Below are 13,274 nucleotides of genomic sequence, written 5' to 3'. Positions count from 1 at the left end.
CCTAAACCAAGAAGTCAAGTTACTTCTTGGTTTTTTAATGCATTTAAAATTTTAGTCATTAAGCATAAGAATTACATTTTATATGGTATAGGGTATAAATAGATTCTATAGAATAAAAGGCCCAAAATGTCCTTGTCTATGCTAACCAATAAGTGTTTGGTATAATTATTAACATTAATCTTAAAAATCGTTCATAATATAAAAATTATATAGATAGAAAGGGAGGGTTATATGGAATATATTAATCAGTACTTAGGACATGATTTTGATGTGATGTTAGTACGCATTCTTCTAGCTACAATATTATGTGGGCTGATTGGCTTTGAAAGAGAATTAAAAAAGCACTCAGCTGGTTTTAGAACTCATATATTAGTTGGTGTTGGTTCTTGTTTAATGATGTTGTTATCTTTATATGGTTTTGAAGCTTTTATAGATCATTATGACAATATTCGTTTTGATCCTGCAAGAATTCCTTCTTATGTTATCAGCGGTATTGGTTTCTTAGGTGCAGGAACAATTATGGTGCATGGAATGACGATTAGAGGTTTAACGACAGCTGCTTCAATATGGACAGTTGCCGGGATTGGACTTGTGATAGGAGCTGGAATGTATTCTTTAGCCATACTTGTTACAACCGTCGTTCTTTTAAGTTTAATTTTCTTAAATTCTTGGGAGAAGCTTTTTACTAAAAGTAAATCTGATAATTTCATACATTTAATAGCTAGTAATGAAGTTCATATTGCTAAGGTGTTAAATATCTTTGATGAATACTCTTTAGTAATCAAACGTTTAGAAATTGAAAGTGAAAGCTCAGACCAACGAAATATTTACATTGAACTTGAGAAAAACCAAGATTTTGATAGAAACGATATATTAGATGAAGTAAGTAAGTTAGATCATGTCACTTACGTTTACGAAAAATAATGCTTTTGTGCCTTTATGGTACAAAGGCTTTTTTAGTTTGTTTAGAAATAATAGTTAAGTGGAAAAATTTATAAAGTAGAGTAAGCTTTTTAGTTTGCAACAAAATAAAATATGAGTATAATAAAGTATAGTCAAAGATAGTCAAAGTCAAATTGTCTAATTGACTATTCTTTAACTAATGTTGATGGAGGGATGGGCGATTGCGAAACATTTCGGATATTATTGAAACCTATTTAAAAAGGTAATTCAATCAAGCAATAGTGATGTCATTGAGATTAAGCGAAGCGAAATTGCGGATCGTTTCGAATGTGTGCCATCTCAAATAAATTATGTAATTAATACACGTTTTACTGTTGAAAAAGGGTATATCGTAGAGAGTAAACGTGGGGGTGGAGGATATATTCGCATTATGCGAATTAGGCCAAAGTCCAAATCAGAGTTACTGGATGAACTGATGTTGTTAACAGGTAATCAGTTAACCCAACAAGCAAGTCTAGACTATACCGTTCGGTTATATGAGGAGGGGTTGATCTCAGATCGCGAACAAAGGTTAATGAGTAAGATTATGCATCGCGATATATTATCAATTCCATTACCGATGCGAGATCAGTTAAGAGCTAAGATTTTTAAAGAACTTTTAATGACTTTAAAAAATTCATGATATATAAGAGGAGGGTGGACAATGAAATGTCAACGCTGCCAAGAAAATGAAGCGACTGTTCATTATACCCAAGTTTTGAATGGCCAAAAGACAGAAATCCACCTATGTGAACAGTGTGCTGAACAAGAAGGTTATATGGATTTTTCTAACGACAATATGTCTATTCATCAATTATTAACAAGCATGTTTCCTTTTGATCAAAATGTAAATCAGCAACAATCTGTGAGCCCAAAACATCAACTAGCTTGCGACCGTTGTGGAACGACCTATCAACAATTTCGAAAACGGGGAAAATTTGGCTGTAGCAATTGTTATCATGCGTTCGAAGCTTACTTAAACCCGATCTTTAGAAGAGTTCATAGTGGAAACACGAAACATGTCGGAAAAATCCCAAAACGTGTTGGAGGTAATTTGCATAAACAACGAGAATTAGAACAGTTACAAGCAAAATTACAACAACTTATTAATGATGAGGCGTTTGAGGATGCCGCACAAGTTCGTGATCAAATTCGTAAATTGAAAGAAGAGCTACAAGAGAATCAGGACGGTGATGCATAATGTCATTACAAAACTTTATCAATGATGCTATCAGTCCTTGGATGAATACTGAAGGTTTAGATAATGATATCGTGTTAAGTAGTCGAATAAGGTTAGCCCGGAACTTTGAACAGGTCTCGTTCCCAACAAGTGGGGACCAAGAAGCACTATCCAAAGTTTTAGAGTATATGCAGCAGGAATTTGACCAACAATCTTATAAAGACTTTAAGCAGCTTCAATTAGTCAAGATGAAAGATTTAAAACCTGTTGAGAAAAGGGTCCTTGTTGAAAAACATTTAATTAGTCCTAGTTTAGCTGAAAAAGATGAAACAGGTGCTGCGCTTATTTCTAAGAGTGAGCAAGCATCTATTATGATTAATGAAGAAGATCATTTAAGAATTCAGTTATACTATCCGGGATTTGAGTTAAGTGAAGCGTTAAATAAAGCACAAGAATTAGATGACTGGTTTGAAGAGAAGATTCGTTTTGCATTTGATGAAAATCGTGGATATTTAACGAGTTGCCCGACTAATGCCGGTACAGGGCTCCGCGCATCTGTTATGATGCACCTTCCAGCCTTAGCGATGACAAATCAGATTAACAACTTGATTCCTGAAATTAATAAGTTAGGTTTAGTTGTTCGAGGTATTTACGGAGAAGGAAGTGAAGCTCAAGGACAGTTATATCAGATTTCTAATCAAATGACGCTAGGAAAATCTGAAGAAGATATCGTTGAAGATCTAAAAAGCGTTGTGAAGCAAGTTATTGAAAATGAAAGACGTGCTCGTGAATGGATTATGGAGCAGTTGGGTATACAGTTAGAGGATAGAATTTTTAGATCATATGGAATTTTAGCGAACAGCCGAATCATACAATCCAAAGAGGCAGCAAAATGCTTATCTGATGTTCGCTTAGGAATTGATTTAGGATTAATTAAAGATGTTTCTAAAACGATTCTCAATGAGTTAATGGTTTTAACACAACCTGCTTTCTTGCAGCAATATGCGAATAAACATTATCACCAAATGAGCGCGATGTATTCCGTGCTAATTTAATCAGAGAAAGATTGCAATTGGAAAAATAATTAAAGGAGGTCATGTTCAATGATGTTTGGTAGATTTACTGAACGAGCACAAAAAGTATTAGCATTATCACAAGAAGAAGCCATTCGTTTAGGGCATAACAATATTGGAACAGAACACATTCTTCTTGGTTTAATAAAAGAAGGCGAAGGAATTGCGGCTAAAGCGTTGCAGTCATTAAATGTAACAGCAGATCAAATTCAGCAAGAAGTGGAACAATTAATCGGAAGAGGACAAAACACGTCTCAGACCATTCACTATACACCTCGCGCGAAGAAAGTGATCGAATTATCAATGGATGAAGCCCGTAAGCTAAGTCATTCCTATGTAGGAACTGAGCATATTTTACTTGGTTTAATACGAGAAGGAGAAGGTGTTGCAGCGCGAGTATTTAATAATTTAGGTGTAAGCTTAAATAAAGCGCGCCAACAGGTTCTACAGCTTCTAGGTAGTAATGAATCAACTTCAAGCCAACGTGGAGGTCAAAAGCAATCAAATAATGCGCACACGCCAACTTTAGACTCATTAGCAAGAGATTTAACAGTTGTTGCTCGTGATGGTGGCATTGACCCTGTCATCGGACGTAGCAAAGAAATTGAGCGTGTTATTCAAGTGTTAAGCCGCCGCCGCAAGAACAACCCCGTGTTAATTGGTGAACCTGGTGTTGGTAAGACGGCGATTGCAGAAGGATTAGCGCAACAAATTGTTAATAACGAAATTCCTGAGATTTTACGTGATAAACGTGTTATGACTTTAGATATGGGTACGGTAGTTGCTGGTACGAAATATCGTGGTGAATTTGAAGACCGCTTGAAAAAGGTAATGGAAGAAATTCGCCAGGCTCGTAACATTATTTATTTATTGATGAACTTCACACGCTAATTGGCGCGGGTGGTGCAGAAGGTGCCATTGATGCATCAAACATTCTAAAGCCAGCGCTAGCACGTGGAGACTTACAATGTATCGGCGCTACAACGTTAGAAGAATATCGTAAATATATTGAAAAAGATGCTGCATTAGAACGTCGTTTCCAACCAATTCAAGTGGATGAACCGACGTCTGAAGAATCCGTCAGCATTTTAGAAGGTTTACGGGACCGTTATGAGGCTCACCACAGAGTGACCATTTCGAATGAAGCGATTGATGCAGCTGTGCGTTTATCTGATCGCTATATTACAGACCGTTTCTTACCAGATAAGGCAATCGATCTTATTGATGAAGCGGCATCACGTGTACGCCTTCGTAGTTATACTGCACCGCCAAATCTAAAAGAGTTAGAACAAAAACTAGAAGAAGTTAAGAAAGAAAAAGATGCAGCTGTACAAAGTCAAGAATTTGAAAAAGCAGCATCGTTACGGGATAAAGAACAAAAGCTAAAAGATGAGCTTGAAAAAACAAAAGATCAGTGGAAAGAAAAGCAAGGTCAAGAAAACTCAGAAGTCACGATTGACGATATCACACATGTCGTATCAACTTGGACTGGAGTCCCTGTTTCTAAATTGGCTAAAGATGAAACGGAACGTCTGTTAAACTTAGAAGACACATTACATGACCGTGTTATTGGTCAAGATGAAGCGGTTAAAGCTGTATCAAAAGCTATTCGCCGCGCTCGTGCTGGGCTTAAAGACCCTAAACGACCAATCGGTTCATTTATCTTCTTAGGTCCAACAGGTGTAGGTAAGACAGAGCTTGCGCGAGCTTTAGCTGGTGCTATGTTCGGTGATGAAGATGCGATGATTCGTATTGACATGTCTGAGTACATGGAAAAACATTCGACTTCACGACTAGTAGGTTCACCTCCAGGTTATGTTGGATATGATGAAGGCGGCCAGTTAACAGAAAAAGTACGTACGAAGCCTTATTCAGTGATCTTACTTGATGAGATCGAAAAGGCGCACCCTGATGTCTTTAATATTTTACTTCAAGTTCTTGAAGATGGTCGTTTAACAGATTCTAAAGGTCGTGTCGTAGACTTTAGAAATACCGTGTTAATTATGACATCAAACGTTGGTGCACATGAACTTCGTCGCCAGAAATATGTTGGTTTCACGATGGATAGTGAGCAAAAAGATTATAAAGAAATGAAATCTAAGATCATGGAAGAGCTTAAGAAAGCGTTCCGCCCGGAATTCTTAAACCGTATTGATGAAACGATTGTCTTCCACTCACTCGAAGAGAAGCATATTAAAGAAATCGTTCGTCTCATGGTTAAGCAATTACAAGATCGCTTAAGAGATAACGAAATTTCATTCACATTATCTGAAGAAGCCATTGAAAAAATAGCTGATGAGGGTATGGATCTTGAGTATGGTGCTCGTCCACTTCGCAGATCCATTCAGAAAAATGTTGAAGACTTCTTGTCAGAAGAGCTATTAAAGGGTAATGTAAAGACAGGTCAAACAGTTGAAATTGATGTGAATGACGATGGCGAATTCTATGTGTCTTCGGTAAAAGAATTAGAAACCACTTAGATTAAACTGAACGCAGCCGGTGTATTCGCCGGCTGCTTATTTTTAATTTTAGTAATTGTCCAACCAGTAAATATAATATGCAATTTACATAAATATCATCAAAGGAGAGAGAGTAGCATGGCTAAAACAAAACAATCTTTTGCCAGGAGTGCGGTTATGAGTCACCAAAATGGATGGGGAAATGCCCTGCTTGTCACCAGTGGAATACAATGGTGGAAGAGAAAATTCGTCCTAACAAAGGACAAAGCAAACATAGTTTAGGTAGTGTAAGTTCAGAGAGAAAACGCAAGCCAAGTGCGATTAATAAAATTACTTCACAGGAAGAGCAAAGAATTGAAACAAAGATGGAAGAATTTAACCGTGTGTTAGGTGGGGGAATTGTACCGGGGTCATTAGTTTTAATTGGAGGAGATCCGGGTATTGGTAAATCAACTTTGCTACTTCAAGTTTCTTCACAGTTAGCAGCAAAGTCTTTACAAGTGTTATATATTTCAGGTGAGGAATCTGAAAAACAAACTAAATTAAGAGCTGACCGTCTAAATATTAGTGAAGATGAGTTATATATTATGGCTGAGACTAATATAGATGACATAATCGATTCTGTTGAAGAAATGAATCCGTCTTTTGTTGTGATCGACTCGATTCAAACGATTTATCACGAAGGGGTAACATCAGCACCTGGTTCCGTATCTCAAGTAAGAGAGTGTACAGGAACATTGATGAAACTAGCAAAGACAAAAGGTATTCCTATTTTTATTGTCGGTCACGTCACTAAAGAGGGATCAATTGCTGGGCCGCGCCTTTTAGAGCACATGGTAGATTCGGTGTTATATTTTGAGGGTGAGCGTCATCATACGTTTAGAATCGTCCGAAGTGTTAAGAACCGTTTTGGTAGTACACATGAGATGGGGATCTTTGAAATGAAAGAAGAAGGGTTAGTTGAAGTGAGTAACCCTTCTGAGATTTTCCTTGAAGAACGCTCTCAGGGAGTTGCTGGGTCCACCGTTGTGGCTTCTATGGAGGGTACTCGCCCGATGTTAGTTGAAATTCAAGCGTTAATTTCTCCAACGCAGTTTGGTAACTCAAGACGAATGGCAACAGGTTTAGATCATAACCGCGTTCCGTTGTTAATGGCTGTATTAGAAAAGCGTGCTGGACTGCTTTTGCAGAATCAGGATGCTTATGTGAAAGTAGCGGGAGGTGTAAAATTGGATGAACCCGCTATTGATTTAGCAGTGTCTGTAAGTATTGCTTCCAGTTTCCGAGATCAACCGACAAGGCCAGAAGATGTCTTTATAGGTGAAGTTGGTTTAACCGGGGAAGTTAGGCGAGTTTCTAGAATTGATCAGCGCGTTCAAGAAGCAAGTAAGTTAGGATTTAAACGTATTATTTTACCCAATAAAAATCTAAATGGGTTTACTGCACCTAATGGAATAGAATTGGTTGGTGTTGATTCGGTTCAAGGTGCACTAAAGGCTGGCTTAGAATAAATTTTGACTAAAATATGGATATTTATAATCATTCTTATTTGTAACACAATTGACATAAAGTGATTTTGGTGTTAAACTATAAAATTATTTATTTTTGACGGTAAGGTAAGTGCGTGTTAAAATTTACTAAAGCGAATATCGAAGGTTATGGTTTAAGGTAAAATTGGTAAAGCTAGATTTAGGAGGTGAAAAAGTTGCTGAAAAGAATTTTGCAGTTATTTTTTGTAATTGCCGGCGGTACGGTTGGTTACTTATATTTCCCTGATTTATTGCAGATTTGGAACGTCGGTGAGCCCGAGTGGTTGTATCCATATGTCGGTATGACGCTAGGTGCAATTATATTTTTATTATTTCTTATTGGCTAGTGGATTATATTGTAGACTTTTTAAAGGTGACGGAAGAGAAGCTAGTTAAAGCTCCAGTTGCAGACTTATTGTTTGGTAGTTTAGGTCTAATTGTCGGCTTGATCATAGCATTTCTAGTAAACATTTATTTACAAGATATCCGTATTACGGTTGTTGCTGAAGTGTTACCGATGTTTGTAACGATTGTTCTAGGTTACCTAGGATTTCAAGTTGGTTTTAAACGACGTAATGAATTCATTAATTTAATCAGTGTACCGAAAAGGGATCAAAAGACTAAAGAAGTTGAAGGTTTAAATGAAGCTGAGACTTCAATTAGACCTAAAATTTTAGATACGAGTGTCATTATTGATGGACGGATTGCAGATATATGTGACACAAAGTTCCTTGAAGGTACGATTATTATTCCTCATTTTGTATTAGAAGAATTACAGCACATTGCGGATTCATCTGATGTATTAAAAAGGAACAGAGGTCGTCGAGGGTTGGATATCTTAAACCGTCTTCAAAAGGATTCTTTAGTAGATGTCCAAATCTACGAAGGTGATTTTGAGGATATAAGTGAAGTGGATAGTAAACTAGTTAAATTAACCAAGATTTTAGACGGTGTTTTAGTTACGAATGACTACAATTTAAATAAAGTTTCAGAGTTTCAAAATGTTACAGTTTTAAATATTAATGACTTAGCGAATGCCGTTAAACCGATTGTATTACCTGGTGAAGAAATGGATGTTCAAGTCATTAAGGCAGGCAAGGAAGAAAAACAAGGAGTTGCCTATTTAGATGATGGGACTATGATCGTTGTAGAAGACGGTAAAAACTTTATCGGTGATACAATTGATGTCATTGTGACCAGTGTTTTACAAACATCCGCAGGCAGAATGATTTTTGCTAAGCCAAAGGCACTTGAGAAGGCGCAATAGTTCAGAGTAAAATAAAGGTTGGTACATCTTGATGTGATAAGATGATCAAGAGTATCAACCTTTCATTTTATTATACAGTTTTATAGGGAGAATTATCATGCCATTATATCAAGTTATTGTACTCGCAGCTGGTCAAGGACGAAGGATGAAGGCGGGTAAAAACAAGCAATTATTAGAAATCGGCGGTAAGACAATTATCGAACGAACGGTCGATGTTTTTGAATCGGATGCATGGTGTGACTCCATCTATCTAGTGGCACATCCAAGTGAACTTAAATTAATGAAGCAACTTGCTTCACAATACGATAAGGTTAAAAGTGTTATTCCAGGTGGTAAAGAGCGTCAAGATAGTGTTCGTCAAGGCGTCAATCAATTAGAGCAAAACTTAATCACGTTCATCCATGATGGGGCAAGACCTTTTATCTCTCACGATGAGTTACATCGTTTATACATTGAGACAGAGGAAAGTGACGCAGCATTTTTAGGCGTCCCCGTAACAGATACGATTAAACAAATTAAAGACGGGTATGTAGAGACGTTAAAACGTGATGAGTTAGTGGCAGCGCAAACGCCACAAGCATTTAAATATGATTTACTTAAGCGAGTCCATGATTATGCCTATGAGCACCAATTATACGCAACAGATGATGTTGCGTTATTAGAGTTTTTAAATCAATCACCATCTTATGTAGAAGGCTCTTATCAAAATTTTAAAATTACTAATCCTGAGGATATACAAAAAGCAGAAAATATGCTAAAATAAATGGGTTAGATCATTCTTAAGGAGGCGCTTTCGGTGTTCAGAATTGGACAAGGGTTTGATGTACACCAGTTAGTAGAAGGACGTCCATGCATCATTGGTGGAGTTGAAATTCCTTATGAGAAGGGATTGCTAGGTCACTCCGATGCTGATGTGTTATTACATACAATTGCTGATGCAGCGCTTGGGGCTATTGGGGAAGGGGATATTGGCAAACATTTTCCTGATACCGATCCTAAGTTTAAAGACTTTGATTCAAAAGAGCTATTAAAAGAAGTATGGCAGAAGGTGGAAGAGCGAGGATATACACTCGGGAATATTGATTGCACTGTGATTGCTCAAGCACCTAAAATGGCTCCGCACATAGAGGAAATTAAAGAAGTGGTCGCAAGTTTATTAAACGCTGATGTATCGCAAGTTAATGTTAAAGCGACTACGACAGAGAAGTTAGGTTTTACAGGTCGTAAAGAAGGGGTTGCAGCTCAAGCAACCATATTAATACAACACAAAGAGTAATTTGTGTACAATAATAAACGATGAAAGTAAGTGGAAAGGAGCTTAACAATGGCTGAACAAAAAGTACGCGTACGTTATGCGCCAAGCCCAACAGGACATTTGCACATTGGGAATGCCAGAACAGCATTATTTAATTACTTATTTGCAAGAAGTACTAATGGTGAATTCGTGATTCGAATTGAAGATACAGACCAAAAACGAAATGTAGAAGGTGGAGACCTAAGCCAGTTAAAATACTTAAAATGGCTAGGTATTGATTGGGATGAAAGCGTAGATGTTGGTGGTAACCATGGCCCTTATCGTCAGATGGAACGTTTAGATATTTATAAAAAATATGCCCATGAGCTATTAGATCGCGGTTTAGCTTATAAATGTTATATGACAGAAGAAGAATTAGAAGCTGAACGTGAAGAGCAACGAGCAAAGGGACAAGTTCCGATGTATTCAGGTGCTCACCGTGATTTAACAGATGCACAAATTAAACAATTTGAAGATGAAGGACGCAAACCTTCTATTCGCTTTCGTGTACCTGATAATGAATCGTATACGTTTAATGATATTGTAAAAGGTGAAATTACGTTTGAATCAAGCGACTTCGGTGATTGGGTCATTATGAAAAAGGATGGTACACCAACGTATAATTTCGCAGTTGCAGTTGATGACCATCTAATGGCGATTACACATATTTTGCGTGGTGAAGATCATATTTCAAATACACCGAAACAAATGATGATCTACCGTGCATTTGATTGGGACGTGCCGACGTTTGCGCATATGACATTAATTGTAAACAACCAACGCAAAAACTAAGTAAACGTGATGAGTCGATCATTCAGTTTATCGAACAGTATGCTGATTTAGGTTATCTACCAGAAGCGTTATTTAACTTTATTACGCTTCTAGGTTGGTCGCCAAAGGTGAAGAAGAGTTGTTTACGAAGGATGAATTCATCGACATCTTTGACCCGGAACGTCTTTCAACATCTCCAGCTGTTTTTGATACAGGTAAATTAAAATGGATGAATAACCAGTACATTAAGTCAAGTTCTTTAGAGCGTGTGATTGACTTAGCGTTACCCCATTTGATTGAAGCGGAAAAAGTGGATGAAAACGTAAGCGGTGAAGACCGCAAGTGGGTTGAAGAATTAATCGCTTTATATAAAGATCAGCTTAATTACGGAGCTGAAATTGTGGAGTTAACAGAGCTGTTCTTTAAAGAGGAAATTGACTATGGTGTGAGCGAAATGGAAGTGCTACAACAAGAACATGTTCCTAACATGCTTAGCCATTTTCAAATTGAAGTTGGGCAAATGGAAGAATTTACCCCTGAGAATATTAAAGCGGCTATCAAGGCTACGCAAAAAACAACAGGCGTTAAAGGTAAGAAGTTATTTATGCCAATTCGTGTCGCTGTAACTGGTCAGCAGCACGGTCCTGAATTGCCGAATGCCATTCATTTATTAGGTCAACGAACAGTTATGAATCGTCTGAATAAAATCGTTGGCGAGTTAAATCATTCGTAACATATTAGGGGATTCGTATATAATAGAAATATATATAGTTTAAAGCACTGATGAGGAAAAGTAGAGATCTTTGCTTAATCACAGAGAGAGCTGCATGGCTGAGAGCAGCTTTTAAGCAAGTTTTCGAAATGCACCTCTGAGCCTTCACCCGAACATTAAGTAAGGTGAAGCGATTGGTTCTCGTTACGAACTTTAAGTGAGAGGTTTTAACACCTCTAAACAGAGTGGGACCGCGCACAAAGCGTCTCTGTCTATGTAGATAGACGGAGACGCTTTTTTATTATTAGATGAATGGTCTTGATTTAATCAGCAAGGGAGGGAATCTTAATGTTTAAGTTCCTTAAATTACTAAAAGAAGATGTTGATGTGGTGTTCGGTCAAGACCCGGCAGCTCGTAATCGCCTTGAAGTCATGTTAACGTACTCTGGTGTACACGCTGTTTGGGCACACCGCGTCGCACATGCGTTTCACAAACGTAAATTATATTTTATTGCAAGAGTCATTTCACAGTTTAGTCGATTCTTAACAGGAATCGAGATTCACCCCGGAGCCAGGATTGGCAGACGATTCTTTATAGACCACGGTATGGGAGTCGTCATAGGTGAAACGTGTGAAATTGGAGATAATTGTACGATATACCAAGGGGTCACGCTCGGAGGAACAGGTAAAGAAGGTGGTAAACGCCACCCGACACTTAAAGATAATGTATTAGTTGCAGCTGGAGCTAAAGTGTTAGGTTCAATCACATTAGGTGAATGGGCGAAGGTAGGTGCTGGTTCAGTTGTGCTAAAGGATGTCCCGGATAATTCTACTGTCGTTGGAATCCCAGGGCAAGTCGTTGTGCAAAATGGTGTAAGAGTTAAAAAAGAACGAAAAGACCTGAATCACCATAAGCTGCCGGATCCAGTTGCGGAAAAATGCGACATGCTAGAAGCTCGAATTGCTCAGCTTCAAAAAGAATTAAGTGATGTGAGAGGAGTGTCAAAAGAAGATGACGATCAAGCTCTATAATACACTGACAAGGCAAAAAGAGACGTTTAAAACGATCGAGGAAAACAAGGTAAAAATGTACGTGTGTGGGCCGACCGTCTATAACTACATTCATGTTGGAAATGCACGTCCAGCGATTGTATTTGATACAGTAAGACGTTTTTTAGAATATAGCGGATACGAAGTTGAATATGTTCTTAACTTTACAGATGTGGACGATAAATTAATTAAAGCAGCAAATGAATTGAATGAAGAAGTGCCAGACATTGCAGACCGATTTATTAAAGCTTATAAAGAAGATGTATCTAAATTAAACGTCAAAGAAGCAGTGCATCATCCGAGGGTAACCGAGACGATGGATGATATTATTTCATTTATTGAAGAGCTCATTGAAAAGGATTTTGCTTATGAAGCGGACGGAGATGTTTACTTCCGAACAAGGTCCTTTGATGAGTACGGAAAGTTATCTCATCAATCAATTGATGAACTCCGCTCTGGTGCTAGAATTCAAGTCGGCGAGAAAAAAAGATGATCCATTAGATTTCACATTATGGAAAGAAGCAAAGACAGGTGAAATTTCATGGGAAAGTCCATGGGGAAAAGGTCGACCTGGTTGGCATATAGAGTGCTCAGCTATGGCGCGCAAGTACTTAGGTGAGACGATCGATATTCATGCTGGTGGTCAAGATTTAGCATTTCCACATCATGAAAATGAATTGCACAATCAGAATGCCATAATGATACAACGTTTGCGAACTACTGGATGCATAATGGTTATATTCAGATTGATAATGAAAAGATGTCTAAATCACTGGGGAACTTTATTCTTGTTCATGATTTAGTAGAAAAACATGACCCTAATGTTGTAAGGTTCTTTATGCTTAGTGTCCATTACCGAAACCCAATTAATTTCAGTGATGAATTGTTAGCAGAAGCAAAGAATAGTTTTAATCGTATAAAAAACGGCCTATCAAAACTTAGCCCATCGTAAAACCGCGAGCTTAAACTTAACTGATGATAACTCAGTATGGCAATC

Annotated in this window: 8 protein-coding genes, 6 pseudogenes and 1 other annotated feature; all 14 genes and pseudogenes read left to right on the top strand. The window is 37.7% G+C overall.

Features of this window, described 5'->3' with window-relative positions; genetic code table 11:
* The first annotated feature begins 231 nt into the window (after nt 1-231).
* A complete protein-coding gene (locus tag JCM13188_RS10365) occupies nt 232-924 on the top strand; it encodes an MgtC/SapB family protein (protein ID WP_054753921.1) in 693 nt (230 codons plus the stop codon).
* 200 nt (nt 925-1,124) lie between these two features.
* A pseudogene (locus JCM13188_RS10360) lies at nt 1,125-1,585 on the top strand (CtsR family transcriptional regulator).
* Between the two features lie 21 nt (nt 1,586-1,606).
* The gene (mcsA, locus tag JCM13188_RS10355) at nt 1,607-2,143 is read left to right on the top strand and encodes a protein-arginine kinase activator protein McsA (RefSeq protein ID WP_054753918.1); all 537 of its coding nucleotides are present in this window, start codon (nt 1,607-1,609) and stop codon (nt 2,141-2,143) included.
* Nucleotides 2,143-3,206: pseudogene (mcsB, locus tag JCM13188_RS10350) on the top strand (protein-arginine kinase McsB). Before mcsA ends, mcsB begins: the two are co-directional and overlap by 1 nt.
* Before the next feature lie 19 nt (nt 3,207-3,225).
* Nucleotides 3,226-5,675, top strand: a pseudogene (clpC, locus tag JCM13188_RS10345) (ATP-dependent protease ATP-binding subunit ClpC).
* A 173-nt stretch (nt 5,676-5,848) separates the two neighbouring features.
* On the top strand, nt 5,849-7,165 hold the full coding sequence (radA, locus tag JCM13188_RS10340) for a DNA repair protein RadA (protein ID WP_054753916.1): 1,317 nt from the start codon (nt 5,849-5,851) through the stop codon (nt 7,163-7,165).
* A 194-nt stretch (nt 7,166-7,359) separates the two neighbouring features.
* Nucleotides 7,360-8,450, top strand: a pseudogene (locus tag JCM13188_RS10335) (PIN/TRAM domain-containing protein).
* 97 nt (nt 8,451-8,547) lie between these two features.
* Complete coding sequence (gene ispD, locus JCM13188_RS10330) at nt 8,548-9,213, top strand: 2-C-methyl-D-erythritol 4-phosphate cytidylyltransferase (protein ID WP_054753914.1); 666 nt, start codon at nt 8,548-8,550, stop codon at nt 9,211-9,213.
* A gap of 33 nt (nt 9,214-9,246) precedes the next feature.
* Complete coding sequence (gene ispF / locus JCM13188_RS10325) at nt 9,247-9,726, top strand: 2-C-methyl-D-erythritol 2,4-cyclodiphosphate synthase (protein ID WP_054753912.1); 480 nt, start codon at nt 9,247-9,249, stop codon at nt 9,724-9,726.
* 48 nt (nt 9,727-9,774) lie between these two features.
* A pseudogene (gltX, locus tag JCM13188_RS10320) lies at nt 9,775-10,739 on the top strand (glutamate--tRNA ligase).
* Entirely contained in the window at nt 10,631-11,248 is a 618-nt protein-coding gene (locus tag JCM13188_RS20920) for a glutamate--tRNA ligase family protein (protein ID WP_369404950.1), read from the top strand. The pseudogene gltX and the gene JCM13188_RS20920 overlap by 109 nt, the downstream one beginning before the upstream one ends.
* Nucleotides 11,249-11,286: 38 nt before the next feature.
* Nucleotides 11,287-11,500 (top strand) — a binding site (T-box leader).
* A gap of 75 nt (nt 11,501-11,575) precedes the next feature.
* Entirely contained in the window at nt 11,576-12,259 is a 684-nt protein-coding gene (cysE, locus tag JCM13188_RS10315; protein WP_054753910.1) for a serine O-acetyltransferase, read from the top strand.
* Nucleotides 12,240-12,770 carry a class I tRNA ligase family protein gene (locus JCM13188_RS20915; protein ID WP_369404949.1) on the top strand — a complete coding sequence of 177 codons (531 nt, stop codon included), beginning with the start codon at nt 12,240-12,242 and terminating at the stop codon, nt 12,768-12,770. Before cysE ends, JCM13188_RS20915 begins: the two co-directional genes overlap by 20 nt.
* Nucleotides 12,661-13,229 (top strand): annotated as a pseudogene (locus tag JCM13188_RS20910) (class I tRNA ligase family protein). Before JCM13188_RS20915 ends, JCM13188_RS20910 begins: the two are co-directional and overlap by 110 nt.
* The last annotated feature ends 45 nt before the right edge of the window (nt 13,230-13,274 follow it).

It is taken from the genome of Piscibacillus salipiscarius JCM 13188, from assembly GCF_001311865.1.
Classification (GTDB): domain Bacteria; phylum Bacillota; class Bacilli; order Bacillales; family Alkalibacillaceae; genus Piscibacillus; species Piscibacillus salipiscarius.
The sequence above is the reverse complement of the archived record's forward strand: the minus strand, read 5'-3'. Positions and strand labels throughout refer to the sequence as shown.